22 protein-coding genes are annotated in these 25,011 nt (G+C 67.8%); 8 read left to right on the top strand and 14 right to left on the bottom strand.

Annotated features, from left to right (window positions below):
• Positions 1-297 precede the first annotated feature (297 nt).
• A complete protein-coding gene (locus tag MJ603_RS01525; protein ID WP_243061897.1) occupies positions 298-1,230 on the top strand; it encodes an alpha/beta fold hydrolase in 933 nt (310 codons plus the stop codon).
• A gap of 82 nt (positions 1,231-1,312) precedes the next feature.
• Here the strand turns inward: MJ603_RS01525 and MJ603_RS01520 are convergent, their stop codons facing one another.
• A complete protein-coding gene (locus MJ603_RS01520; RefSeq protein WP_243061896.1) occupies positions 1,313-2,215 on the bottom strand; it encodes a helix-turn-helix domain-containing protein in 903 nt (300 codons plus the stop codon).
• Positions 2,216-2,360: 145 nt separating this feature from the next.
• On the opposite strand from MJ603_RS01520, the gene MJ603_RS01515 reads away from it, so the two are divergent.
• Complete coding sequence (locus MJ603_RS01515; RefSeq protein ID WP_243061895.1) at positions 2,361-3,308, top strand: MBL fold metallo-hydrolase; 948 nt, start codon at positions 2,361-2,363, stop codon at positions 3,306-3,308.
• A gap of 33 nt (positions 3,309-3,341) precedes the next feature.
• Here MJ603_RS01515 and MJ603_RS01510 read toward each other — a convergent pair whose 3' ends face one another.
• Both MJ603_RS01510 and MJ603_RS01505 read right to left on the bottom strand, forming a co-directional pair.
• Positions 3,342-3,644: a putative quinol monooxygenase gene (locus MJ603_RS01510; RefSeq protein ID WP_243061894.1), complete on the bottom strand. Its 303-nt coding sequence runs from the start codon at positions 3,642-3,644 to the stop codon at positions 3,342-3,344.
• Between the two features lie 37 nt (positions 3,645-3,681).
• Positions 3,682-4,116 carry a hypothetical protein gene (locus MJ603_RS01505; protein WP_243061893.1) on the bottom strand — a complete coding sequence of 145 codons (435 nt, stop codon included), beginning with the start codon at positions 4,114-4,116 and terminating at the stop codon, positions 3,682-3,684.
• Between the two features lie 71 nt (positions 4,117-4,187).
• Between MJ603_RS01505 and MJ603_RS01500 the strand changes: the two genes are divergently transcribed.
• A complete protein-coding gene (locus MJ603_RS01500; RefSeq protein WP_243061892.1) occupies positions 4,188-4,361 on the top strand; it encodes a hypothetical protein in 174 nt (57 codons plus the stop codon).
• Here MJ603_RS01500 and MJ603_RS01495 read toward each other — a convergent pair.
• Complete coding sequence (locus MJ603_RS01495; RefSeq protein WP_243061891.1) at positions 4,342-5,298, bottom strand: ketopantoate reductase family protein; 957 nt, start codon at positions 5,296-5,298, stop codon at positions 4,342-4,344. The genes MJ603_RS01500 and MJ603_RS01495 overlap by 20 nt on opposite strands.
• A 77-nt stretch (positions 5,299-5,375) precedes the next feature.
• On the opposite strand from MJ603_RS01495, the gene MJ603_RS01490 reads away from it, so the two are divergent.
• Entirely contained in the window at positions 5,376-6,020 is a 645-nt protein-coding gene (locus MJ603_RS01490; protein WP_243061890.1) for a TetR/AcrR family transcriptional regulator, read from the top strand.
• A 373-nt stretch (positions 6,021-6,393) separates the two neighbouring features.
• Here the strand turns inward: MJ603_RS01490 and MJ603_RS01485 are convergent, their stop codons facing one another.
• From MJ603_RS01485 to MJ603_RS01470, 4 genes are all read right to left on the bottom strand, one after another.
• Positions 6,394-7,470, bottom strand: a complete 1,077-nt coding sequence (locus MJ603_RS01485; RefSeq protein ID WP_243061889.1) for a DNA polymerase IV — start codon at positions 7,468-7,470, stop codon at positions 6,394-6,396.
• 161 nt (positions 7,471-7,631) lie between these two features.
• Positions 7,632-9,398 carry a hypothetical protein gene (locus MJ603_RS01480; RefSeq protein ID WP_243061888.1) on the bottom strand — a complete coding sequence of 589 codons (1,767 nt, stop codon included), beginning with the start codon at positions 9,396-9,398 and terminating at the stop codon, positions 7,632-7,634.
• A 1-nt stretch (position 9,399) separates the two neighbouring features.
• The gene (locus MJ603_RS01475; protein WP_243061887.1) at positions 9,400-12,237 is read right to left on the bottom strand and encodes an MMPL family transporter; all 2,838 of its coding nucleotides are present in this window, start codon (positions 12,235-12,237) and stop codon (positions 9,400-9,402) included.
• Positions 12,238-12,420: 183 nt separating this feature from the next.
• The gene (locus MJ603_RS01470) at positions 12,421-13,062 is read right to left on the bottom strand and encodes a TetR/AcrR family transcriptional regulator (protein ID WP_243061886.1); all 642 of its coding nucleotides are present in this window, start codon (positions 13,060-13,062) and stop codon (positions 12,421-12,423) included.
• A gap of 91 nt (positions 13,063-13,153) precedes the next feature.
• Between MJ603_RS01470 and MJ603_RS01465 the strand changes: the two genes are divergently transcribed.
• Complete coding sequence (locus MJ603_RS01465) at positions 13,154-15,397, top strand: glycoside hydrolase family 3 N-terminal domain-containing protein (protein WP_243061885.1); 2,244 nt, start codon at positions 13,154-13,156, stop codon at positions 15,395-15,397.
• A gap of 29 nt (positions 15,398-15,426) precedes the next feature.
• Complete coding sequence (locus MJ603_RS01460) at positions 15,427-16,230, top strand: sugar phosphate isomerase/epimerase (RefSeq protein ID WP_243061884.1); 804 nt, start codon at positions 15,427-15,429, stop codon at positions 16,228-16,230.
• A gap of 97 nt (positions 16,231-16,327) precedes the next feature.
• On the opposite strand, the gene MJ603_RS01455 is transcribed toward MJ603_RS01460, so the two are convergent.
• Positions 16,328-17,050, bottom strand: a complete 723-nt coding sequence (locus MJ603_RS01455) for an ABC transporter ATP-binding protein (RefSeq protein ID WP_374230777.1) — start codon at positions 17,048-17,050, stop codon at positions 16,328-16,330.
• Positions 17,051-17,147: 97 nt separating this feature from the next.
• Positions 17,148-18,623, bottom strand: coding sequence for an ABC transporter permease (locus tag MJ603_RS01450; protein WP_243061883.1), 1,476 nt, complete (start codon positions 18,621-18,623; stop codon positions 17,148-17,150).
• Between the two features lie 251 nt (positions 18,624-18,874).
• On the opposite strand from MJ603_RS01450, the gene MJ603_RS01445 reads away from it, so the two are divergent.
• A complete protein-coding gene (locus MJ603_RS01445; RefSeq protein ID WP_243061882.1) occupies positions 18,875-19,642 on the top strand; it encodes an alpha/beta fold hydrolase in 768 nt (255 codons plus the stop codon).
• Between the two features lie 31 nt (positions 19,643-19,673).
• Here the strand turns inward: MJ603_RS01445 and MJ603_RS01440 are convergent, their stop codons facing one another.
• From MJ603_RS01440 to MJ603_RS01425, 4 genes are all read right to left on the bottom strand, one after another.
• Entirely contained in the window at positions 19,674-20,942 is a 1,269-nt protein-coding gene (locus MJ603_RS01440; RefSeq protein ID WP_243061881.1) for an alpha/beta hydrolase, read from the bottom strand.
• Positions 20,943-20,951: 9 nt separating this feature from the next.
• A complete protein-coding gene (locus MJ603_RS01435; RefSeq protein ID WP_243061880.1) occupies positions 20,952-22,199 on the bottom strand; it encodes an MFS transporter in 1,248 nt (415 codons plus the stop codon).
• 119 nt (positions 22,200-22,318) lie between these two features.
• On the bottom strand, positions 22,319-22,852 hold the full coding sequence (gene pyrE, locus MJ603_RS01430; RefSeq protein ID WP_243061879.1) for an orotate phosphoribosyltransferase: 534 nt from the start codon (positions 22,850-22,852) through the stop codon (positions 22,319-22,321).
• A 72-nt stretch (positions 22,853-22,924) separates the two neighbouring features.
• A complete protein-coding gene (locus tag MJ603_RS01425) occupies positions 22,925-23,695 on the bottom strand; it encodes a ferritin-like domain-containing protein (protein WP_243061878.1) in 771 nt (256 codons plus the stop codon).
• A gap of 214 nt (positions 23,696-23,909) precedes the next feature.
• Here MJ603_RS01425 and mraY point away from each other — a divergent pair, with 214 nt between their 5' ends.
• Positions 23,910-24,989: a phospho-N-acetylmuramoyl-pentapeptide-transferase gene (gene mraY / locus MJ603_RS01420; RefSeq protein WP_243061877.1), complete on the top strand. Its 1,080-nt coding sequence runs from the start codon at positions 23,910-23,912 to the stop codon at positions 24,987-24,989.
• Positions 24,990-25,011 lie beyond the last annotated feature (22 nt).

The following is a 25,011-nucleotide window of genomic DNA, read 5'->3' as shown; positions in this document are numbered from 1 at the left end:
AGACTCAACTTATGCGAGCGCCCGGATGCCTGTCAAGTTCACCTCGTCAAAGTTGAGCACACTCATATCAACTTTGCAGCATGTCCCTCTATTCCTGGCGCGTGATCGGCGACTGCGCGCCCGCTGCCACACTCCGGGTGACCCCCGGAATCGACGGGGGAATCACGTCGGGGAGTCGGAGGGGCTGCCCCATCGTGCGGGCCGCCGTGTGCCGCGACGCTGGAGAACGTCGCAGATCCTCCTCGGATCGATGCCGTCGAAAGGCGACGCGACCCGTCACTCGAAAGGGCTCATCCCATGACCGACCACAACACACGTCCCCGTCGTCTTCGCCGCACCGCGTTCGCCGCAACGGCTGCTGCGCTCGTCGTCGGAGGGCTGGCCGCCTGCACCGCGTCGCCGGCATCCGCATCGACACCGGCATCCGGTCCGGCGCACAGCATCACCGCCAAGAGCGCCTCCGCAGCTCCCGGTCTGCACATGATCAGCCACGACGGACACAAGATCGCGTTCCACGTCACGGCCGGACACCAGCCGGCGATCGTGCTCGAGGCGGGTGGCGGCAACGACTCGACGTATTGGAAACACCTGGTTCCCACGCTGGCGAAGAGCACCGGCTCCGAGATCATCACGTACGACCAGGCGGGGATGGGCCGAAGCGAGGCGGTGCCCGGACCATACAGTGCCGAGGTCGCGGCATCCGATCTGGCTGCCGGGCTGAAATCGCTCGGCGTCACGCACGACGCCGTGCTGGTGCCGCATTCGGAGGCGGGGGAGGTGGCGACGTATCTCGTGAACGATGACCCCGGTCTCGTGGCCGGTGCCGTGCTCGTCGACGCGAGCCTCCCGCAGTTCTACACAGCGGACGAGACCGCACGCGTCGTGGCAGCCAACGCGCCGGGAGTCGCCGCCCTCGAGAAGCAGAAGAAGCTCACCAAGGCCGATCGTCAGCTCATCGCGATGGCCGCGAACTACGGTCCGGCGCACACTGCGTACCACCAGTTGTCGTGGCCGGCCGACGTTCCCGCGATCGCGATCGTGTCCGCCTCGACTCCGTTCCCGACGGCGCTCGACGCCGCCCGCTGGCGTGACGCGCAAGCGGAGTTCGTGAAGGCCGCGCCCGCCGATCGACGCCTGGTGACCGCGGCGCACAGCTCGCACGACATCCCACTGGATCGTCCCGCCCTCGTCATCGACGAGGTGAAGCAGCTGTTGAAGGAGGTGCGCTGACCGCTCGGATTCTCGAGCCGCGGATGCCCGGCCGCCGGATGACGATGTCGTCCGGCGGTCGTCGGCGCGCGGGCCTTCGCCTTCAGCCGGCCGACACGACGGGCGAGGGGTCACGGGCATCCGCTCGCGGGCCGCCCACGAGCTGGGCGAGGAGCGTCAGCCCCTCGGCGGACGGCGAGCCGGCCGGAACCGTGTGGGTCACCAACGCCTGGTCCGGCTGGTCGATCGACCGGAGCGTCTGCTGAGTCACGACGAGGTTTCCCACGAGTGGATGCCGCAGTTCGTAGACCGCCGTCGCGCACGGCCGCACCCTGTGGTCGGCCCACAGGGATGCGAACTCGGGGCTGGCGACGCTCAGCGAGCCGATCAGCGCGGCGAGCAAGGGGTCGTCAGGATGCTTCCCCGCGACGAGTCGCAGGTTGCCGACCACGGCGCGGCTCTTCGCCCGCCAGTCGACGTAGAGCTCGCGGGTATCGGAATCGAGGAAGACGAGGGTGGCCATGTTGGGACGTGTCGAGGAGACGAGCGGCGACGCCGGGTCGAGGTGCGGGGCGAGCAGCGCGTGCCCGAGAGCGTTCCACGCCAAGACGTCGCTGCGGCGGCCGAGGATGACCGACGGCACGTCACCGAGAGCGGCCACGAGTTCGAGGAGCGCGGCATCCGGCTTCTCCACCGGCGGCTTCTTCGCCGGCCTACGCTGCTCGCTCAACGCGGCGAGATCACGCAGGTGCGCGCGCTCGGTCTCGTCCAGTCGCAGGGCCGTCGCGATGGCATCCAGTACCTGCGTCGAGGCGCTGCGGGACTGCCCCTGCTCGAGTCGCGTGTAGTACGACGGGCTGATTCCGGCGAGCATGGCCAGCTCTTCGCGGCGGAGCCCCGGCACGCGGCGCCGGTCCCCGTAGAGCGTGAGGCCGGCCCGCTCGGGGGTGATGCGAGCGCGGCTGGCCTGCAGGAAGTCGCCGAGGACTCCGTTCTCGTGTGCCATGCGTACAGCTTCGTCGGCCGGCCACGCCTCTGCCTACCCCTGCCGGGGTCAGGAACGCGAGGGATAGGAAAACCCGGCGCTGTCACGCGCCGGGCCGCGCGACGACTCTGGTCTCCATCCCCACCGAACGAAGGACGACCACGACATGAGCACCATCGCACCTCCCGCCCTGACCGCACCCGCCCTCACGTTCGGCGACGTCAGCGTTACGCGCGTCGTCGAGAGCGTGGGCAGCATCGGCATGACGCCCGACCAGTTCTTTCCAGGCACCGACGAGTCGGCCTGGACCGATGACGTCGACGCGCTGCGCCCGCACTTCCTCGAGTCGGATGGCGCGACCCCGATGGCGAGCACGTCACGCGTCGCGATGCAGACGTGGGTGCTGCGCAGCGGCGACAAGACGATCCTCATCGATGCGGCCATCGGCAACGACAAGGACCGGCCGGATGTCCCCGCCTGGTCCCACCTGCAGACCGCGTTCCTCGAGCGCCTCGCCTCGGCGGGAGTCGCGCCGGAAGACGTCGACGTCGTCATCAACACGCACCTGCACGCCGATCACATCGGATGGAACACGCGGTTGGTGGACGGTGAGTGGGTTCCGACGTTTCCGAACGCGGAGTATCTCCTGCCCGCCGAGGACCTCGCGTTCTGGGATCCGGCGAACGGCAACGCGACGATCATGGGCGCCGGAGCGCACACCGCCTGGGCCGACAGCATCGCCCCGATCATCGCCGCCGGTCAGGTCACATCGTGGAGCGGGAGTCATCGCATCGACGACGCGCTGATCCTCGAAGCCGCCCCTGGGCACACGCCGGGAGCATCGATCCTGCGACTGGTCTCCGGCGGCGCGGAAGTGCTCTTCATCGGCGACACCCTGCACAGCCCGGCGCAGGTGCGTGATATCCACACGTCGAGCTGCTTCGATGAGGATGCTGTCGAAGCGCACCTCACGCGCGACCGGATCTTCTCCGAGGCGGCCGAGAAGGGCATCCTGATGTTCCCCGCGCACTTCGGCGGACACAGCGGCTTCAAGGTGGAGAAGCGCGACGGCGAGTTCCGGATCGTGGAGTGGGCGCCACTCGACGCGATCTGACCGTCGTCGCTTCGGCGGCGGCACGCGGCCCGTTCAGTCGCGCAGCGGCGACCCCACGACGTCGAAACGGAACCCGCCGAACGTTCCGGAGAGCAAGGGCCGCGCCGCAGCGATCGACGCCTGCACCTCCGGTCGCGTGAGCGACGCCTGGTGCGCAGCCGCGCTCTCCCACAGCTCGATGACGAAGACGGTGTCGGGTTCGTCGTCGTTGACTCCGACCTCGTAGGCGAGACACCCGATCTCTCTGAGGGTGTCGCTGTGCTGTGTCAGGTGCCGCACGAGCTCGTCGCGCTTTCCGGGAACCGTGCCCAATGAGCCGGCGTTTGCGAAGGTCATGGGGTCACCGTACCGAGCGCCTCCGTCATCGCGTACCTCAGGGTTCAAGCCGATACGACGCCCATTCCGCTTCGGAGTTGAACCAGATCACAACCTCGATCTCGGCACGCCCCAGAGCGCGCAGCGCCTCTACCCGGTGGCTGCCGTCGGCAAGCAGAAGCTCTGACTCGCCGACGTACTCCGCAATCAGCGGCGGGACATCCCATGCCGCCGCTATCGCGCGGATGTAGCTCGGCAACCCGGCCTCCCACTCGTCGGCAGGCACTCGGTACTCCATGCCCTCTTCGGGCCCGGTCTTGCGCCTGAGGAGCCCGGCCGGGACCATGACGGGTCCGAGCCACCACCTGGGCTGCAACGCAAGACCGTCGGCGAGCGGGCGGTTGTCGCCCGAGCCGCGCATGAACTGATGCACCCACTGCTCGATCCGCCCTGCTGCCGCGGCTCGACGTGCGCCCGTCCCCGTGAATTCCATTGCACGATCATCTCCTTCTTCAGACGCGGGCATGATCCATCGAGCGCGCTGCGGCGCGTGCTCGGATCGTCGTGAACGACGCGGTCGTGGCTCACCGCGGCGCCCACCTGGCTGCGCTCATCGGCTTTCAGACCGCTGGCGTCCCGGTCGACGGCACTCTCATCGACCGGTTGCGCGAGGGCATCACGGCCGACTCCGCCGTCCGCGTCCGGGCTCCGAACCGGCTCACGTCGTCGTCTCAATGAATCGTGGTTCCACGGCTTCAAGTCGCGGTGCGGGGACACCCAGGCGTCGCGCTTCGGCAAGGGTGTCGCGGCAGACGGCCCGTGGCTCCTCTGCGGTGGGATCGGTGTGCGCCCGCAGGGAGCGGCTGATCGATGTCAGGTGTGCCGTTACCCACGCGAAGGCGGTGGAGCTCAGCCGAACGGGCAAGCGGTAGAGAAGCACGCTTCGCCGATGTTCGCTGAGGTCGATACCGCGCGCGGTCAAGAGCGGGAGCAGCTCCCGCGTCGTGAGCAGCGCTTCGCGAAAGCCGCTGGTCGACCCGACGAGCTTGGAGAGTGAGCCGGCCATCAACCCTTGAGAGTGCATGCCCGCGTCGGCTATGAAATGGATCCAGAGCCAGGCGGTGACGTCCGGCTGTTCGCTGATCCGGAATCCGGCCTGGTGGAACATCCGGCGCACTTCGTGTCCCTGTTCGCTGACGTGTCCGTCGAGGGTGCCGAGGATGACTGAGCGCAGCAGCATCCCACGGAGCACGCCGTCCTCATCGAATCCGCCGCCGGCCTGGGGGAAGCCCCACGCGAGACGATCCGTGGGCAGGCCCGCGACCGCGTCCAGTGGCTCTGCCCAGATGTTGCCGAAGACGAGCACGGTGGCCCGGCCGACACGCGAGGCGAGGAACTCGGCGGCCTCGGGGAGACGATGATGACCGACGCTGAGCACGATCAGGTCGAAGTCGTGGTCCGCCGCCAGAGTCTCGCGGTAGCGCACGGGCCAAGCATGGCGGACCTGGCGCCCCCGTATGCCGTGTCGGGCGTCGATGATGTCGAGGTCGATGGTGTCTCCGTAGGCTGCGGCACGGCCGGGTCGCACATAGAACTCGACGTCGTGCCCGGCCTGCTCCAGTGCCCAGCCGTAAATGGTCGAGATCACACCGCGACCGAACATCAGGATCTTCATGATCCGCCTCCATTTAAATGTACGAAACGGTATCGTACACTTATGGCATGCCAAGTGATGCTCCACGTCGTTCACGGATGTCTTCTGAGCGTCGTGCCGAACTGTTCAGCGTGGTCCGCGAGCTGCTGCTGACGGTTGGTTATGAACGGTTGACCTTCGACGCGGTTGCGTCCGGCGCCCGAACGAGCAAGGCCACGCTCTACAGGCAATGGGACAGCAAGTCCGGACTGGTCCTGGCCGCTCTGACGCAGGACGATGCCCAACACCCGCCTCTGATCGACAACATCGAAACGATCTCGCTCGACGAAGCATTCACGCAGCTGGCCTCGTCAGAACGCTTGTCGGATCGCGACCTGCGCATGGGAATCCTGCTCTTGCAGGCGGGATCGAGCGACCCGGACTTCGCCACCCACCTGCGCAACGAGATCATCATGCCCCGCCTGGACGAGCTCGCCGCTCTTTTCGAGAACGCTGCGGACCGCGGCGACATCGTGCGCGACTCGCCCCTGTTCACGCGGTTGGCCTACGTCATCCTCACCGATCTCGCCTTCTTCTCCCTGATCGACGGCCGAGAAAGCAGCCGCGCAAGCAGAGAACAACTGTTCCGCACGGTCATCCGACCCGCGCTCACGTTCACGGATGGCCACGCAACGGAAAGCTCTGCGGGCTCCTCAGCCAGTGATCGGCTTGTTCGGGGTCAAGCATCAATGGGAGCCCGATAGCTCCGCGGGGCGGTCCGCTGCCTCACTGTGATGCTCCGCAACCCATACTCCTCGCCACGGCGAGAGGCACGCCACCGCAACTCCTGAGGCACCACTACGTTGATGGCCAATGCCCCGACTTCAGGAGCACCCGCGTCGGTCGAACCTTATTCGCCCATCTCCTGATCGTCCCATGTCCGCAAAACCATCCGCCTTGGGCACAGTGCTGGTGCTTGAGTGTTACGTCAGTAATGGTCGGATCATTCGTCGGGCCTATCGGTTCCAGCGGACGCAGACCGTTGCCCCGTAGCAGTCCCGCCTGCGCTGGCAACGAACGCCGTCCGGCGGCGCGGCGCGGCGCGGCGCCGGATCGTCCGGGCATGTGGACGTGTGCTTACCACCCGCTGCGAGTGGGCGTGTGTCCCTGGCGGGCATCATCCGGCATCGCCATCTCCGCCCGAACGCCGAGGAGGCGCAGCGGGCGGTCGGGCTCGATCTTGTCGACGAGCTTCATCGTCTCGACCAGGACCGTGTCGCGCTCGAAGGTGGGCGCGATCTTGTGGACGAGTGTCGTGGTCGTGAATGGTGCGTACCGCACCTTGAGGCCGACACCGACGACCGGTCGGCCCTCTGCAACCACGTCTTCGAGCACCCGCGCGACCAGGTCGCGTGCCGCCTGCTCGATCTCGGAACGATCGACGAGATCCTGCTGGAAGGTGGTCTCGCGGCCGTGACCGTGCGCGACCCAGGGCGTGTCATCCACCACCGACGAACCCTCACCGCGGCCGAGCTGACCGAACCACGGCCCCATCTTCGGCCCGAACTCCGCCACGAGCACGGCGTCATCCGCGCTCGCGAGTTGCGCGACGGTCAGGATGCCATGCGCTGCGAGCCGCTTCGAGATCTTCGAACCCACTCCCCACAGGGCGATCGTCGGCTTGTCGCCCATGACCTCCATCCAGTTCTCGGCTGTGAGCCGGAAGGTGCCGCTCGGCTTTCCGAAGTCGGTCGCGTTCTTGGCCCGCACGAGCGTGTCGCCGATGCCGACGCTGCAGTGCAGCTGCGTCCGTTCGAGCACCGCCTCCTGAACACGTCGCGCGTACGCCTCAGGATCGTCAGTGGTCACACCGAGGAAGGCCTCGTCCCAACCAAGCACCTGAACGACCGCGCCTGGCTGCTCGCGAAGAGTGACCATCACCTCCTCCGACGCTGCCGTGTACACCGGTGCGTCCACGGGCAGGATGATCGCATCCGGCGCCTTGCGCGCAGCGATGCGCAGTGGCATCCCCGAACCGACTCCGAATGCGCGAGCCTCGTAGGACGCCGTCGAGACCACGGCCCGCTCGGTCGGATCTCCCCTGCCACCGACGATCACCGGCTTGCCGGCAAGCTCGGGCCTGCGCAGCACCTCGACAGCCGCGACGAACTGGTCGAGATCCACGTGCAGCACCCACCGGCGTGCGGGAGTCATAGTTCCAGTGTGACGGCAGCATCAGCCGATTCACCCTTCGACAAGGCGCGGATCACGGCTCGGCCTCACGATGCGCTCGGATTAACAGGCGCCGGCCGAGGATGGACCCCTCACCTCGATCAGTGCGCGCGGCCTCCCGTGCACCTCCAGCAGCCCGCGCCTCACACCACGCGAAGCCGCCGTCGCGCAACGACGCCGGCGAACACGAGCGCGATCCCCCCGATGCCCCAGAGCACAACGAGCACTCCGGCCTGCACGGCGAGCGCCGGTTCGCCCGTGACGGCACCACGAAGCGCCGAGAGCGCAGGTGATGTCGGCAAGGCGGCCGCGACACCGGCCAGAGACGCAGGCACCGTCGACGAGATGCCCACGGCGAGGGCCACGACGCCGACGAGCACGGCGAGCAGGCGTCCGACCGCACCGAACGCGGCCACGAGACCCTGGTTCACGACTGCGAAGACGGCACCGACAAGCACCGACGTACCCAGGTATCCCGCCCACACACCAGGCGCGAGACCCAACCCGAGGAGCACCACGGCTCCGAGCACCAGTCCCTGGGCGGCGCCGAGCGCGGCGCCGATTCCGGCCGATCGTGCAGCAAGCCCGAGCGACGGTGCGCTGGTGAGCAGCCGGGACTGCGGTACCGACTTGCGCACCAGTGCAAGCACCAGGCCGCCGATCCACAACCCGAGCAGCGTGAACAACGGTGCCGCCTGGATGCCCGACGGCGCAGAACGCGGATCGATCACGACCGGCTGCGACGCGGTCGACGACAGCACCTGGATGTCCGAATCGGAGTACGACGGAATCTTGTCGACCGCCTGCGCCAGCCCCGAAGCGAGCTGGTCGGCACCACTGGCGACCTGATCGGCACCCGACGCGAGGCTCGCCTCACCGCTCGCCAGCGACGAGGCACCGGACGCCGCCTGATCGATGCCGCCCACGAGTTGTGGCATCGCTGCCGCGAGTGCCGACGAGCCGGATGCCACGGCTCCTGCCCCCGACGCGAGTTGGCTCGCGCTCGACGACGCGCTCTGCAACTTCGCGAGCGCCGCCGTCGCCTGGTCGCACACCGCCCCCGGATGCTGGCAGATCTGCGCCACGACGGGTGCGAACGACGACGCGGCAGACGAGACCGACGACGAGATGCCTTGCGTCGCCGCACTCACTTGGCCCGCGCCATCCGCCAGCTGAGCGGTCTGATCCGGCAGGCTCGCGGATTGCGACGCGAGCGTGTTCAGGCCGGACGACAGCGACTGCGCGCCCGAGTTCAGCTGTTGCGCGCCGCTCGACACCGAGTCCGCACCGGATGCCACCTGCGTCGCCCCCGACGACGCCTGCGCGATCTGGTCGTGCACAGAGTTGAAGCCCTGGTAGACGCCCTGCAGATACTGGTCCACGATCTGCTGGTTGAGCTGCGCGGTGGCGGTCGCCGTGACCGCTTGCACGAGCGCGGGATCCAGAAGCGCGGCCGACGGGCTGGTCCTCACCTGGACCAGCGTCGGCACCGCGCTCTGCGCCGGCCCGGACAGCGAGCTGATCGACGTGGAGAACGCGCCGGGAACGGTCACGACCGCGGCGTACCGTCCGCTCGCGAGGCCGTCGGAGGCATCCTGGTCGTTCGTCAGCACCCAGTCGAAGTTCGAGCCGACTCGGGTGGCCTGGGTCGGGGCGTCCTCGTTCGGACTGGAACCGGCGATCAGCCCCGCCGCGAACTGGCGGCCGAGCGGTGTCGTCGTGCCGTTGATCGTGACGGGCACGTCGTCGTTCACGATCGCGGCCTGAACGCGGTCCAGGTGCAGCGCCGGCGTGGAGAGCCCCCACGTGAGCATCATTCCGATCAGGAGGGGTAGAAGGACCACCACGGCGAGCATCACCGTGCGGGGCCGCTCCGTTCCCGACAGCGCAGACAACGGATTCCCGGACACGTCAGCTCACCCCCGCTTGCACAGCAGACTCCGCGGGCTCCGCGCCGGTCGGCGCCCCACCGATCGGCGACCCACCGATCGTCACTTCGTGCACGCCCTCGGTCCCGAGCACGTCCGTCACCGGGGAGTCCGCAGCGCAGGATGCAACAACGGTCAGGCTTCCCGCGCCGGCGGCACGGGCATCCTGCAGCAGCGCGGCCAACGCGGCACGATCGCGACCACCTGCGACAGCGTCGATGTCGCAGAGCCCGATCAGCGCGACCCCGCTGCGCAGCACGATTCTCGCCCGGTCGACCGGTCGGAGCGCGCCGCGCAACGGCACGACGCCCGACCGTCCGCGTACGGCGCCGCTCCTGGATGGCAGAACGTATCCATCGACCTTGAGCCTTCCGGATGCCGCCGGCCGGCGACCGCAGATCGCCGCGACGAGCGCCGCCCCCGCCATACGGTCGTCCGATCGCACCACCAGCACGTCGCCGTACGGCACGCGAGCGCTGAAGCCGGTGACGACGTCGAGGCCGGACCTCTGGATCGAGACATCCGATGCGGCGATCGCGAGCTCGCCGGCATCGTTGGGCCAGTTCGCGAGCTCGAGTTCGAGGGCGATCCCTTCACCCTCCGCGTCGAAGTGCGGCAGAACGCGGTCGAGGCTGTGGGGCATCCACCAGGCGTGTCTTCCGAACAGCGTGAGCACGGCCGGGATGAGCGTCATGCGCACCACGAACGCATCGATTGCGACGCCGACCGCGAGGCCGAGCGCGATCGGCTGGATCGACGCGTCGCCTTCTGGCACGAACGCGGCGAACACCGCGAACATGATGATCGCCGCGGCCGTGACCACGCGGGCCGAGCCGAGGAATCCTGTGCGGATCGCGGAGTGCGCGTCGCCGTGGCGCACGTAGTCCTCGCGCATGCGGCTGACCAGGAACACCTCGTAGTCCATCGCCAGTCCGAACAGCACACCCATCAGGATGATCGGCATGAAACTGATCACGGACCCGAGGGATGCGACGCCGAGCGGCCCTGCGAGGAACCCGTTCTCGAAGACCAGGCTGGTGAACCCGAAGGCGGCACCGATCGAGAGCAGGTAGCCGAGCGCGGCCGTGACGGGCACGACGATCGATCGGAACACCATCGCAAGCAGCACGAGCGACAGCCCGACGACCAGGATGCCGAACGGCAGCAGCGCCTGCCCGAGCCGCTCCGACACGTCGATGCCCGCCGCGGTGTATCCGGTGACGGAGAGATCGACGCCGTACTCCTTCTGGAACGTGGTATGCATGGCGCGCAGTCGCGCGACCAGCTGCTCGGTCGCGACGGAGTCGGGGGAACCGTTGGGAATGACCTGCACCACGCCCGTATCGCCGCCCTGGTTCGGCGTGGAGAGCGGCACAGCGACCACGCCCGGCACCTTCGCGATGCTCGCGCCGAGGTCGTTCATGAGTCCGACCGGATCTTTGCTCTGGATGATCGACCCGGTCATGATCAGCGGCCCGTTGTATCCGGGTCCGAAGTGCTCGTCGATGAGGTCGTACGCCACACGTCCCGGCTCGCCGGCCGGTAGCGAACCCGCGTCGGGGAGGGCGAGCCGCAGATGCGTCATCGGCAGAGTGAGCAGGCCGAGCCCCGCGACGATGACCACGATCGTGACCACCGGCCACTTGGTGGCGCCGCGCACCCATCCGAGGAAGAATCGCGGCGGGCGCGTGGCTTGGCCCTCCGCGGCGGCGTGCGCGGCGGCCTGCTCACGGCGTGCCTTGCGCGCTTGCGCTCGCTTGCTGCGGGGCATCCGTTCGCTCTCGCCCGGCCGATATCGACGACGCACGACGCGCCATCCCGCGAAGCCGAGCAGCGCAGGGGTGAGCGTGAGCGACACGAGCACTGCCAGTGCGACGGCGCCGGCGGATGCCACCCCCATCGTCGTGAGGAACGGGATGCCCGCCACGCTCAGCCCGAGCAGGGCGATGATCACCGTGACGGCGGCGAACACCACCGCGGACCCCGCCGTCGCGACCGAGCGCGCGGCAGACTCCTGCGGATCGACGCCGTGCCGCACCTGGTCCTGATGTCGTGAGGTGATGAACAGCGCGTAGTCGATGCCGACGGCGAGGCCGAGCATCAGGGCGAGCAGTGGCGTCGTCGACGTGATGGTCGTGATGGAGGTCATCGCCAGGATGACGGCCAGCGCCACCCCGACGCCCAGCAGCGACGTGATCAATGGCATCGACGCCACGAGCAGAGAGACGAAGGTGAGCGCGAGAACGCCGAACGCGACGGCGATGCCCAGCAGCTCCGTCACGCTGATGCCCGCGGCGGTCTGTGAGAAGAGTTGGCCGCCCATGGCCGTCTGCGAACCGGCAGGGAGCTGTTTCTGCAAGCGATGGGCCTCCGCCTGCAGCGCGTCGGCCGTCGACGGCTTCACCTGACTCTGCACGACCGTGAGCTGTACGGGAACGATGGCTGCCGAGGCATCCGAGCTGATATTCGCGCTCGACGAGGATGCGTACGGCGACGTGACCGACGCGACCTGCGGAATGGCGGCGAGTCGCTTCACGCTCGCGTCGACCGCCGATTCGAACGACGACTCCCGCACAGTGGAGTCCTTCGGCGCGACCACGACAAGCTGCGCCGTCGCCCCGCTCATCTGCGGAAAGGTGCGGGCCAGGGAATCGAGCGCCTGCTGGGATTCCGTGCCCGGAATCGCATAGGTGTTCTGCGTGCCGGTGCCGAGAAGCGCCGCACACGCGATCGCGACGGCCAGCACGATCAGCCAGCCCGTGAGCACAAACGCGCGGGCACGGTAGGCCCATCGCCCGACACTGTAGAGAAAGGACGACATGCTCGGCCCCCTTGCCGCAGCTTTGCGCTGAATGTATGCCGCAGGGATGACCGCCCGCTCGCCCCCGTGTAAGGGGTGATAAAACCTTACATCGGCAGGTTTTTGCCTGTACGATCGTTCGTGAACGACGACGAAGGGGTGCTGGGCATGTTCGTGACGCAGCGATGTCGCGTGTTCAACGGGTCAGTCGATAGAGCGCTCGTCGCCGGCCGGAGCGGGCAGGATGCGCTCCAGCAGCGCCAGAGAACGCCGCACGTCCACGGTGTCCGGCGCGAGCAGCCACTGCACCTGCAGACCGTCGGAGGCTGCGATGACCAGGGCTGCGGCATCCGCCGGGTCGATGTCGCCCGCGATGCGTCCCGCCGCCTGGTCGTCGCGGATCCGCTCCGCCAGCACGGTCCTCAGACCCTCGAAACGTTCCTTGATGAACGCCTCGGACGCCGGATGCCCTTCCTGCAGGGCATCGGTCGAGAGCGTCGCGTAGAGGCGCACGAGTCCCGGGATCGACCGGTTGCGCTCGGCGCTCGCGGCCATCACCTCGACGGCTGTCGCATCGTGCTTCGCGGCTTCGAGCATCTCGCCGACCGTGCTCTGCTCGTGCGCCCGGTAGACCTCGACGAGCAGCTCGTCACGCGAGGCGAAGTAGTGCCTCAGCGTGGCGTGCGAGACCCCGATCGCATCGCCGAGCGTGCGCAGCGACGTGCCGTCGACGCCGTGATCGGCGAACTCCGCAATGGCGCTCTCGATGATCTGCTTGCGCCGAGCGATGCCCTTCGCGTACGACCGACGCGGGGCGGCATCCTCGCTCGCCCGACCGTCGCTCATCCTGACATCGTAGGCCGCCCAGCCAGCGGGACTCCCTCGCCGACGCTCGCCGCGCAACTGCGCCATTGAACACCACTACGAAAGGACCCGCATGACCGAGAACGCCGCCGCCGGCCCGCGCATCGAGCAGCTGCTCGCCGACCTCACCACGAAGGAGAAGGTCGGCCAGCTGATCCAGTACTTCTACTTCTCCATCCCGGCCGGAGCGGAGGGCGTGGACCCGTTCATGGCTCGTCAGCCGCAGGCAGTCGAGGCCGCGCTGGCCGAAGGCTCGGTCGGCTCACTGCTCTTCGTCACCGATCCCGAGCAGACGAACCGGCTGCAGAAGCAGGCGATCGAGGGCAGCGTGCACGGCATTCCGCTGCTGTTCGGGTTCGACGTCATCCACGGGCTGCGCACGATCTTCCCGGTGCCGATCGCGCTGGCCGCGTCGTGGGATGCCGACACCATCGAGCGCGCGCAGGCCGTCGCGGCGAAGGAGGCGCGCGCCGTCGGCATCCACTGGGCGTTCGCGCCGATGGTCGACATCGCGCGGGATCCGCGCTGGGGACGCATCATCGAGGGCGCCGGCGAGGACCCGCTGCTGGCATCCGTCGTCGCGGCCGCCCAGGTGCGCGGCTTTCAGGGCAGCGAGCTCGGAGCACCCGATCACATCGTCGCCGGCCCGAAGCACTTCGCGGGCTACGGGGCGGCGCTCGGCGGCCGCGACTACGACGAGGTCGACCTCTCGGACCAGGAGTTCTGGAACACGTATCTCCCGCCATTCAAGGCCGCGATCGACGCGGGCGCCGGCAACATCATGTCGGCGTACATGGACCTGAACGGTGTTCCCGCCTCCGGGAACCACTGGCTGCTCACCGAGGTGCTGCGCGACGAGCTCGGCTTCGAGGGCTTCGTCGTCACCGACGCCAACGCCGCCAAAGATCTGCAGACGCACCACTTCGCCGCCGACGCAGCGGATGCCGCGGTGCGCGCTCTGAACGCGGGCGTCGACATGGAGATGGGCGTCTTCCAGCCGGCGTTCGAGACCCTCGTCGCCGCTGTCGACGACGGGCGGGTCTCCGCAGCACGCCTCGACGAGGCGGTGCGGCGCGTCCTCGTCGTCAAGGAGAAGCTCGGACTCTTCGAGCAGCCGTACGTCGACGTGCAGGAGTCCGTGCGCGTGCTGGCGGATACCGGGCACCGCGACGAGTCGCAGCGCGCGGCCGAGCGCTCCGCAGTTCTGCTGCGCAACGAGGGCGTCCTGCTGCCGCTGAGCGCTGAGTCGCTGACGAAGGTCGCTGTGCTCGGACCCCTCGCTGGATCGAAGCGCGACACCATCGGGCCGTGGGTGTTCGACTTCGATCTCGACGAGACCGTCACGGTGGTCGACGGCATCCGTGAGCGGCTGGCGGGCACGGCATCCGTCACGTACGAGCAGGGTGTGGCCGAACCGAAGCGCACGTTCCCGTCGATGTTCGAGGCGTTCGGCGACAGCAGCCCGTCGGCGCCCGCCGACTTCGACGCGGATGCCGCGTTCACGCGTGCCGTCGAGGCGGCAGCCGACGCCGATGTCGCCGTTATCGTGCTCGGCGAGCAGCAGGACATGATCGGCGAGAACGCGTCGCGCTCCGACCTCTCGCTGCCCGGCGATCAGCAGAAGCTGCTCGAGGCCGCCGTCGCCACCGGAACTCCGATCGTGCTGCTGCTGATGAACGGGCGCCCGCTCGACGTGCGGTGGGCGGCACAGAACGTGCCGGCGATCCTCGACATCTGGTACCCGGGCACGCGGGGCGGCTCCGCCGTCGCCGCACTGCTGTTCGGCGATGCGGCTCCGGCGGGCAAGCTGCCCTTCACCTGGCCGCGCAGCGTCGGGCAGGTGCCGATCCATCACGCTGCGACGCGTTCACACGCACCGGATGCCCAGGGCAAGCGGTACTGGGATGAGGAGAGCACCCCGCTCTTCCCGTTCGGCCACGGACTGACGTACACGTCCTTCGAGTACAGCGAGGTGCGCGTCGACCGCGACGGCTCGGGTGTGAATGACACCGTCACGGTGTCCGTCAATGTGACGAATGCCGGCGATCGCGACGGCGTCGAGGTCGCGCAGCTGTACTTGCACCAGCGGTTCGGGACATCCTCACGGCCGCTGCGCCAACTGAAGGCCTTCCGTCGCGTCGAGGTCGCCGCAGGCGCGACGCAGACCGTGACATTCGAGGTCACGCCCGAAGAGCGTCGATACTGGAGTGCAGCGCCGCACGACTGGGTGCTCGATGCCACGGTCTTCGATGTCTGGGTCGGCGGCAGCGCCGATGCCGACGCACATGCCGAGTTCACCGTCGCGGTCGACGCCTGACGCGACCAATTCCAACGAAGGAGCAATCTGTGTCCAACCCCTCTGTGCAGCTGTACTCGGTACGCGATGCCATCGACGCGGATCTCGACAGCGCGGTCGCCCGCGTCGCCGAGATCGGCTTCACCAAGGTCGAGCCCTACGCGTTCCACCTGCGCACCGCCGACTACGTCCGCGCGTTCGCCGCAACAGGTCTGACCGCCCCGTCGGGCCACGCTCCCGTCATCGATTCGGATGACGCGGGTGCGATCTTCGACGCGGCATCCGAACTGGGCATGACGACCGTCATCGACCCCTTCATTCCGACCGATCGCTGGCAGACCGCCGACGACGTGCGCCGTCTCGCCGAGCGCGTGAACGAGCTCACCGAGCAGGCGAAGGCCGGCGGCCTGGAGTTCGGGTACCACAACCACCAGTGGGAGTTCACGAACAAGGTCGACGGCCGCCCGGTCTACGAGCTGTTCGTCGAGTTGCTCGGTCCAGACACCGTGCTCGAGGTTGACACGTTCTGGGCCACCGTCGGCGGCGCCGACACCCCTGCCGTGCTCCGCTCGCTCGGCGACCGCGTGCGCGCACTGCACATCAAGGACGGCACGATCACCGACGACATCCTGAACGTGCTGCCCAGCAGCGAGAGCGCGCTGATCGTGCCCGAGGCGCTGCAGGCCGCGTTCGAGAATCAGAAGCCGGCCGGCCAGGGTGACGTCGACGTGAAGGCGATCCTCGAGGCCGCCCCGAACGCGCTGCGCGTCGTCGAGTTCGACGCCTACAAGGGCGACGTGTTCGAAGGCATCGCGGAGTCCTTGGCCTGGCTGAAGGAGAACGACAAGGCCTGAGCCGCTCTCAGCGCCGTCACGCTACACAGATCGGCATCCGCTACCGAGTTGTTCAGTAGCGGATGCCGATTCGTGTAGCGCGGCACGTGGTGCGCGATCACACCTCCTTGATCGCGCCGTCTTTGATGCGCAGCCGACGCTCCGCCCGCCGCGCGACAGCCGAGTCGTGCGTGACGATCACCACTGTCAGCAACCGCTCGTGCCAGACCTTCTCGAGCAGCGCCATGATCTCGTCGCGCGTTCCCTCGTCGAGAGCGCCCGTCGGCTCGTCCGCCAGCAGCACGGTCGGCTCCTTGACGAGCGCCCGTGCGATGGCAACACGCTGCTGCTGACCGCCGGAGAGCTCGGCCGGCAGATGGTCCGCCCGATCTTGCAGGCCGACGGATGCCAGTGCCTCCGCACTGCGCCGCCTGCGCTCGGCCCGCGGCAGCTCGTTCGTCGCGAACGCGGTCTCCACGTTCTCCGCTGCAGACAGCGTCGGTATGAGGTTGAAGCCCTGGAAGACGAATCCGATCTCCACCCCGCGGATCTTCGCCAGCTCCTTGTCGTTCGCCGTCGACAGGTCGTTTCGACCCATCTGGACCGATCCGGATGTCGGCCGGTCGAGCGCGCCCAGCATCTGCAACAGCGTGGACTTGCCGCCGCCGGTCGGGCCCTGGACCGCCACGAGCTGACCGCGTGGAATCTCCAGGTCGATCCCGCGCAGCGCCTGCACCGTCCTGCCCTTCTGCGTGTAGGTCTTGGTGACTCCGCGCAGCACGTAGGCGTCGCCGATCGACTGTTCTTCTGGTGCGCTCGGCATGGCGAGTGTGTCGGTCATCGGTGTGCTTCCTTGTCGTTTCGGTGCTTGTCGTCTCGGTGCTTGTCGTCTCGGGGATCGTCGCTTCGGTGATCGTTCGGGTGGCGTGGGGCGGGCATCACGCGACGCTCCTGAAGGCTTCGGCCGGGCGAAGTCGAGCGGCACGCCATCCGCCGAACGCTCCGGCGATGAGGCCGCCGAGCACGGCCAGCCCGACGGCGATCAGCACGATGCCGCCGGTGAACGGAATGTGCAGCGAGATCGCTGTGGCCGCCGAACTCGCGGCTTGGGCCGCACCAGGTGCTCCACCGCCTCCGCCTGGTGCTCCCGCCCCGCCGGCCGCACCCGCTGTCGCCCCGTCTGTCGACAGCGTCGGGGAGATGAGGTTGACGATGACGATGGCGGCGATGCCGACGACCGTGCCGATGGCGCCACCGATCAGCCCGTTGACGAGCGACTCACCGGTGACCTGGCGCACGATGCGTCCGTTGCTCCAGCCGATCGCCTTCAGCGTGCCGAACTCCTTGGTGCGCCTGCCGACGCCCGAGATGGTGAAGAGCACCGCGATCAGGAATGCCGCGGCCAGCACGAGCAGTGAAAGCCAGGTGCCGAGGTTGGCCACGAGCGTCGACACCGTCGACAGCGAGCCGGAGATGCTGGATGCCAGGTCGGCCTGCGTGTTGACGGTCACGCTCGGCAGCACCTTCTCGAGCGCCGTCTTCAGTGTTGCGACGTCGCCGGCGGATGCCGCGCTCACGTAGATGTTCGAGACCTTGCCGTCGAGATCCGCGAGCTTCTGCGCGGTGTCGAGCGGGATGTACGTGTTCGATGCTGTGGTCGAGTCGGAGGACGTGGACTTCACGATGCCGACCACGGTGAACTTCTTGCCGCCCATGGTCAGGGTGCTGCCCACCTTGAGGCTTTCGCTCTTCGCGTAGCTGGCATCCAGAACGGTCACGTACGTGCCGTCGTCGCTCGCCTTGAGGTAGCGGCCGCTGCTCAGCTCGGTCGAGCTCATCGGACCGACCTTGGTGGTGCCCGGCGTGATACCGGCGACTGAGAAGGAGTCGACGTTGAACGAGCTCGGGCCCGATCCGCCCGTGCCGGACGCGCCGGAGGGAGCTCCGCCGCCGGCCCCGGATTGACCCGTCGTGCCGCCACCGGATGTGCCCGAGCCCTGGGCGATCTGCCCAGAGAAAGTGCTGTTGCGCAGCGACAGGGTCGCGGTGGCGGCGGAGACGCCGTCGACCGCCTTTACCTTCTTCAGTGCGCTCGAGCTGTAGGTCGCCGTTCCCATGGCCGCGGCCAGGGTGCTCTGCGACAGCTTGGTGCTGCCGTCGCTGGCGCTCGACTGGTCGCCGGAGCCGAAGGCGAACCTCTGGTTGCCGCTTCCCGGCTTCGCCGTCTTGCTGATGGTGATGTCCGTGCCGACACCGTTCACCGACGAGAGCGCGGTGGTCTCGGCGTCTTTGACGGCGGCCGACACCCCGTTCACCAGGATGACGAGCGCGATCGCCAAGGCCATGCCTATCGCGATGATGATGCTCTGTTTCTTGCGGTTGCTGAGTTCACGTCTCAAGTACGTGGCGAACATGGATGCTCCTTGCGGCTGTCAACGGTCCACTCGGCGCGAATCGACCAAGTACTCGTCGACCGTAGGAAGCGGCATTTTCCGGCAGCAGTCGGAGGCTGTGGAGCGGCCTACGAATTCACCGAGTCAATGCGGCGGTTTCGCTCAGCTCTGCCATAGCAAACGGCAAGCTCTGCGCGTAGGCCAGGCAGCTTTGGCCCGCGCACGACGATGCGAGCAGAACCGCCTCGCCTTGGTCGGGATACCGTTGGCGCATGAGCGATGACGTCGTCCGCACGTTCGCGCATGACGGGCGATCGATGGTGTACACCCGCAGCGGGGCCGCGACGGGAACGGCGTTCGTGCTCGTGCACGGCATCGGCATGGGTCACAGAGTCTTCCGCGATCTCGCTGAGGAGCTCGGCAAGGCCGGCCCCGTCTATGCTGTCGATCTTCCGGGCTTCGGCGACTCGCCCGAACCACCCGACCCGTTGGATATGCCATCCAGCGGAGACTTCCTCGCCGCGTTCGTCGCGTCGCTCGACGTCGTCGACCCCGTGCTCGTCGGGCACTCGATGGGCACGCAGGTGGTCAGCGAGGCGCTGGTCAGGCATCCGCAGATCGCGACGCGCGCAGTGCTGATCGCCCCGACGGTGAACCCCGCCGAACGCACCGCTCGGCAGCAGGCGTGGCGCATGATGCAGGACCTCGCCGACGAGAGCCCGCGGGTGCTCTGGCTCGGCACCGTGCAGTATGCGAAGGCCGGGCCCGCGTGGTTCGTGCGCAAATTGCGCCAGATGCTGGCGCACCATGTCGAGGACGTTCTGCCCGACGTCAGAGCCCGCACCCTCGTGCTCCGCGGCGAAGTCGACAGGGTCTGCCCGCGGCCATGGGTTGCGCGGGTCGCAGAGCTGATTCCGGATGCCCAGATGCGCGAGATCGCCGGCCGCGGTCACGAGGCGATGATCCGCAGCCCTCAGCCGGTGGCATCCATGATCATCGCCCACGCAACCGGTGTCGAGTCGGATGGCGGCATCGCCTGACCCGCTCGCTCACGCGGTCGAGACCGGGCGCTCAGGTCAGCCCACGGGTCGGATACCGCACGGTCGCGGTCGCCGTGTTCGCGAGCGACTCGGTTCCGGCATCCAGATAGCCGAAGGTCGTCACATGCTCGCCGTACTTCTTGGCGAGCGCCGTCATGTCGCTGAACTTCGCGTAGGCGGCCGAGGTGGGGTCGTTGTTCCAGTTCGAGTGCTTGATCGGCTCGTGGTTCGTGACCGGCAGCTTCGTCGCCGTGCCTTCGACGTGCAGAATCGTCGCTCCGAACGATGGCGCACGCGGGTCGCGCCGCGAAAGCCTGCCCCACTGCGCCTGGGTGTCACCGGATGCCTCGCCCGCGTACACGTGCTTCGCGTGCAGCGCGCGGGCATCCCGAATGCTCTCCTCGACGCCTGCCGACCCGAGCATCACGAACGCGAAGATGCCGAGGTGCACGGATGCCAGCGCGTTCGCTGCGGTCGTCGTGCCGTATGAATGCGCGACGACGCTCAGATCGACGTCGGGATCCCCGCTCCTGCTCGCGATGAACCCTTCGAGCGCTGACACCAGACGCGGCGCACCCTGTGCCGCGTACTCGCCGAGCGTGGCGTCGATGCCCGGCGGAGGCGTGACGTATCCGATCCACGCGACGACCGAGCGCTCGGCCGGAGCACCCGCCTTCCCCTGTTCGTCGTACACGTTCTGGGCGGCCTGCGCCCACAGCTGCATGTCGTCGGAGTACGTGCCCATGCCCGGCACGTCGAACGTGACCTGTTGCGCGGTGTCCGGGTCGCCCACCGCGACCGCCGCCAAGGGTCTCGGGGCAGGCGTGAGCTCGACGAGATACCTCCGCGGTCGGTGCGTTGCGCGCAGGGATGCCTTCACCGCCTTGAGCGCCCTCAGCCTGAACTGTGCGGCCTCGTCCCTGGGCTTCGCCGCGACCTTCTTGGTCGTGGCCTTCAGCGCCTGTGCGAGGTAGAGCCGGTTCGCACGGTCGCGATCGGTGTAATCGACACCTTCGAGGTTGCCGATCAGCTCCGGCGCCGACTTCAGCGCTTTGCGGCGCTGCTTCGGAGTCGCATCGTTCCAGAGCTCGTCGACATAGGAACTGTCGGAGTTCGCGAGGTCGACGGCCGTCTCAGGATGCTTGAGCAGATATGCCTGCGCCTGCTTCGGCGTCATCGTCCAGAGTTTGTCCAACTCGGTGTTCGTCACCGCGTGAGCTGCCGTCGGCGCGGTCACGATCGCGATCGCCGCGACGGCGGCGACAGCGACGACCCCGATGGCTCGCCCCCAGCCGATCATGGGGAGATTCTAGGATCGGCCGGGCTCCCCACCGCCGGCTTGCCCCGTACTGGGGACAGGCGCACGTCCGACGGTCTTGAATGCCCGGAGCCCCATGAGTACCAGCAGGATCGGCACAACGGACGAGCATGCGACGACCACGAACGCGGTCCGCGGGCCGGCCGCGTCGTTGATGAGGCCGCCGGCGAACGAGCCGATGGACATCCCGCAGATGACGAACGTGTTCAGCCACGCGAGCGCCTCTGTGACGATCTCGGGCGCGACGATCTCCTGCGCGATGTGGTTGACCGAGATCATCAGCGGGGCGATCGTCGCGCCCGCGAAGAAGCCGAGCGGGTAGAACCACCAGATGCTGGGGGCGAGCGCGAGCGATGCCCAGGTGATGAACAGTGCCAGCGATGTGCCGACGAGCATCTGTCGCGAGCGCAGCCTGGTGGACAGTGCGCCGAAGACGAACCCGCCCAGGGCGCTGCCGATGGAGTAGACAGTGAGCACAGTGCCCGCGAGTGCCGGCACGCCGCCGGCCGTCGCGAGCGAGACGATCGACAGGTCGTTGATGCCGAAGCCGATTCCGGTTGCGAAGCTCGCGACCAGGAGGATGACGAAGGGCGCCGAACGCAAGAGCTGGTCGGGTCGATGGGTGTGCTCGGTTCTGGGCAGCGGTTTCGCGTCTGGCATCATCCGCAGGAAGAGAGCGCCGAGCGGGCCGATGATCCCGGACAGGATGAGCCCGCCCGCCGGTGCGACTCCAGCGGCGAGGAATGCGGCGACCGCCGGACCGAACACCCAGACGATCTCGTCTGCGACCGCCTCGATGGCGAACGCCGTGCGCAGCAGGAACGTGTCCTCCACGATCGTCGACCAGCGGGCGCGCATGAAGGCGCCGACGGGTGCGACCGTGACGCCGCAGAACACCGACATGATGACGAGGCCGACCATCGAGCCGAGGTAGCCGCTGGCGACGGCGCCCGCGACTGCGAGCGGATGCGTGATCGCGGATGCCAGCAGCAGCTGCCGCTGCCCGCGCCGGTCTGCGACGCGTCCGGCAAGCGGCCCGACGAGGCCCATCGAAGCGATGGCGAGGCCGGAGGTGAGACCACCGAGAGCATACGAGCCGGTGCTCGCGTGGGCGAAATAGAGGAAGCCGAACCCGAGCACCGCGATCGGGGTGCGCGCGAGCAGGCCGGCGACCACCATCAGCGTGCGGGAGGGTACCGAGAGCAGCTTGCCGTATGCCCTGAACCCGAGGTCGCTCACAGCGCGATCCGAGCGCGCACGTGCCGCTCGATCACCGTCTCGTCGCGCCCAGCAGCCATAGCCTTCTACGCTATCGCGCCGGCGGGCATCCGCTCATCCGCAGCCACGCGTGCGCCGCGCTATGCGCGTGCGTCGTCGAGCATCCTCTTGGTCAAGACGGATGTGGTGGTCAACCCGATCGACTCGAGGACGTTCTGGCCGGGCTCGGATCGGTCGATCGCGCAGACGACGGTATGAACCCGTGCGCCGAGAGTGCGAAGGGCGATCGCGGCGTTCCGCACCGCGCCTCCGGTGGTGATCACGTCCTCGATCAGGGTCACTCGCGCGCCTTCCACATCATCGCCCTCCGCGAGCTTCCTCGTGCCATATCCCTTCGGTTCTTTCCTCACGAACAGGGCGGGCAGTCCGGTCAAGGAACTGACCATCGTCGCGATCGGCACCCCGCCGAGCTCCAGCCCTCCCAGCACTTCGGTGTCGGGTGGCAGGAGCGGTACCATCGCGGCGGCCACGCGGCACAGCAGAACAGGGTCGGTCTCGAATCGGTACTTGTCGAAGTACTCCGTGGCGATCAAACCGCTTCTGAGCGTGAACTCGCCGGAGAGCCGGCATGCCGCATCGATATCCCGAGCAAGTTCGCTGATCTGAGTATCCACAGCACGATCATTCCATCGCCCCGCCCCGCCTCCGTTCGCCGAGCCACTGAAGATGCCGCGCAGCTCGATGCGTCAGCGGGAAGGGGCCTGCAGCACTGAGTCGGCCGGCAAACTGGGGCCGAGCATCCGTGACTCCTTGCCGAAGGCAGCCGAAGCGGCCCGCGCGAAGGTGCGGAGTCCGTCTGACCAGTACCCGTAGAGGCTGAAGCCCACCGCCCTCAGGGCGGCTCGGTGATCCACGACCAGCACCGTCGCCGCTCCGGCCGCGACCACCGACAGCGCTCCTCGCGCCGCGAACCGCGCAATGCTCGTGGAGCCGGCGAATCCCAGACGCAACCGATCGATCTGGAAACGCACGTGTTCGACCTCGTCCGTCACGATGCGCTCCCCGATTCCGCGGATCACTTCGTCAGGACCGTGCTCGGCGAGCCCACGGAAATAGCCGAGTGCAACGGTTTCGGCGACAAGGAAGAGGCCGATCTCCGTGCGCAAGCCGAGCGCATGCCGCAACGCCGTGAAGGCACCATCGGACCAATGAGCCGGCAAGCTGGATGCGCCCATGTGGCGAAGCCCTCGCCCGAAGAGAGCAGAGTGCCGCTGCTCCTCGACCACAAGGCCTTTCAAAGCTTCCAGGTACTCCGGGTCGCCGGCACGCGCCGCCTTCCGCAGCAGTTCGTGGCCCTCACCGGACTCTCCCAGTTCGAAGCGCTGGAACGATCGAACCAGCGCGGCACGCTCGTTTTCCGTCATCGAGCACGATGCGTCCCAGTCGACGCCGGCCTCGATACGCTCCTGCCGCCCGCGATTGCGCCGGAAGTACGTCACCCACTGGTCGAAACTCATCACACAACCCCCCCCTCGTCCTTTCCGGGCGTTCGAGCAGCCCGTCCTTTCGACGCTAAGGTCCGCCGGTTGCGCCCGGCATGTATCCAGGGTGACAAACCGCCGTTCGCGCCCGCGGCCCAGGTCGACGTACCGATCGCACATCCTGAACGAACGACACATCTACCGCTCGAAGACCTGACCTGTGTCGGCGACTCCTGGAAGCATCGTCCGCGTGAGGACGCTTCTGACCGCCGGCGCCCTCGCTCTCGTCTTCTCCCTCTTCCTCACTCCGCTCGTCGTCCGTCTGTTCAAGCGGTGGGGACTCGGCCAGTTCATCCGCGACGATGGTCCCGAGTCGCACCACGCGAAGCGTGGCACGCCCACGATGGGCGGCCTCGTGATCACCCTGGCGGCCCTGTTCGGATTTTTCGTCTCGGCGCTGCTCAATGGAGGCGACGGTATTTCTGCATCATCGCTGCTCATCCTGCTGATGCTCGTCGGCATGGGCGCCGTCGGATTCGTCGACGACTTTCTCAAGGTGCGCAACCAGCGCAGCCTCGGCCTCACCGGCTGGGCCAAGATCGCTGGACAGGTGATCGTCGCGACGGTGTACGGCCTGCTCGCGATCCAGTTCCCGAACGAGCATGGCTACACCCCCGCGTCGATGGCGATCTCGGCCATCCGTGACATCCCGGCCCTCGACCTCGCGAAGATCGCGACCGCCGTCCCGTTGGTCGGGGTCGTCCTCTACCTGCTCTGGATCAACGTTCTCGCCGCCGCAGCGACCAACGGCGTGAATCTCGCGGACGGATTGGATGGCCTCGCTGCAGGAGCATCCATTCTCGCGATCGGCTCCTATGTCTTCATCGGCTTCTGGCAGTTCAACCAGCTCGGCTGCAGCGTCATGTCCGACAGGAGCACGTGTTACACGACGAACGATCCGCTGTCGCTCGCGATCGTCGCTGCGGCGATCTGCGGCGCACTCATCGGCTTTCTCTGGTGGAACACCAGCCCGGCGAAGATCATCATGGGCGACACCGGATCACTCGGCCTCGGCGGCGCGCTGTGCGCTCTCGCGATCGAAACCCGCACGGAATTGCTGCTCATTCTGATCGGCGGCCTCTTCGTCATCGAGGCCGGATCGGTGATCGTCCAGCGCGCGTACTTCAAGGCGACGCACGGCAAGCGCATCTTCCTCATGACCCCGATCCACCACACCTTCGAGCTGATGGGCTGGCGCGAAGTGACCATCGTCGTGCGGTTCTGGACCATTGCCGGGCTGCTCGTCGCGCTGGGTCTCGGCGCGTTCTAGCTCAGCGGCTGAGGCGATGGCA

This window comes from Humibacter sp. RRB41 (assembly GCF_022761015.1).
Lineage (GTDB): Bacteria > Actinomycetota > Actinomycetes > Actinomycetales > Microbacteriaceae > Humibacter.
This window is presented reverse-complemented; position numbering and strand designations above follow the sequence as displayed.

What these genes read in the sequence shown, in the direction of transcription:
- MJ603_RS01440 (WP_243061881.1), bottom strand. Translation starts at nt 20,942, where the DNA reads ATGATCGGCTGGGGGCGAGCCATCGGGGTCGTCGCTGTCGCCGCCGTC.
- MJ603_RS01485 (WP_243061889.1), bottom strand. Translation starts at nt 7,470, where the DNA reads ATGACTCCCGCACGCCGGTGGGTGCTGCACGTGGATCTCGACCAGTTC.
- MJ603_RS01475 (WP_243061887.1), bottom strand. Translation starts at nt 12,237, where the DNA reads ATGTCGTCCTTTCTCTACAGTGTCGGGCGATGGGCCTACCGTGCCCGC.
- MJ603_RS01470 (WP_243061886.1), bottom strand. Translation starts at nt 13,062, where the DNA reads ATGAGCGACGGTCGGGCGAGCGAGGATGCCGCCCCGCGTCGGTCGTAC.
- MJ603_RS01445 (WP_243061882.1), top strand. Translation starts at nt 18,875, where the DNA reads ATGAGCGATGACGTCGTCCGCACGTTCGCGCATGACGGGCGATCGATG.
- MJ603_RS01490 (WP_243061890.1), top strand. Translation starts at nt 5,376, where the DNA reads ATGTCTTCTGAGCGTCGTGCCGAACTGTTCAGCGTGGTCCGCGAGCTG.
- MJ603_RS01455 (WP_374230777.1), bottom strand. Translation starts at nt 17,050, where the DNA reads ATGACCGACACACTCGCCATGCCGAGCGCACCAGAAGAACAGTCGATC.
- MJ603_RS01525 (WP_243061897.1), top strand. Translation starts at nt 298, where the DNA reads ATGACCGACCACAACACACGTCCCCGTCGTCTTCGCCGCACCGCGTTC.
- MJ603_RS01520 (WP_243061896.1), bottom strand. Translation starts at nt 2,215, where the DNA reads ATGGCACACGAGAACGGAGTCCTCGGCGACTTCCTGCAGGCCAGCCGC.
- MJ603_RS01505 (WP_243061893.1), bottom strand. Translation starts at nt 4,116, where the DNA reads ATGGAATTCACGGGGACGGGCGCACGTCGAGCCGCGGCAGCAGGGCGG.
- MJ603_RS01515 (WP_243061895.1), top strand. Translation starts at nt 2,361, where the DNA reads ATGAGCACCATCGCACCTCCCGCCCTGACCGCACCCGCCCTCACGTTC.
- MJ603_RS01425 (WP_243061878.1), bottom strand. Translation starts at nt 23,695, where the DNA reads ATGAGTTTCGACCAGTGGGTGACGTACTTCCGGCGCAATCGCGGGCGG.
- MJ603_RS01450 (WP_243061883.1), bottom strand. Translation starts at nt 18,623, where the DNA reads ATGTTCGCCACGTACTTGAGACGTGAACTCAGCAACCGCAAGAAACAG.
- MJ603_RS01465 (WP_243061885.1), top strand. Translation starts at nt 13,154, where the DNA reads ATGACCGAGAACGCCGCCGCCGGCCCGCGCATCGAGCAGCTGCTCGCC.
- MJ603_RS01495 (WP_243061891.1), bottom strand. Translation starts at nt 5,298, where the DNA reads ATGAAGATCCTGATGTTCGGTCGCGGTGTGATCTCGACCATTTACGGC.
- MJ603_RS01510 (WP_243061894.1), bottom strand. Translation starts at nt 3,644, where the DNA reads ATGACCTTCGCAAACGCCGGCTCATTGGGCACGGTTCCCGGAAAGCGC.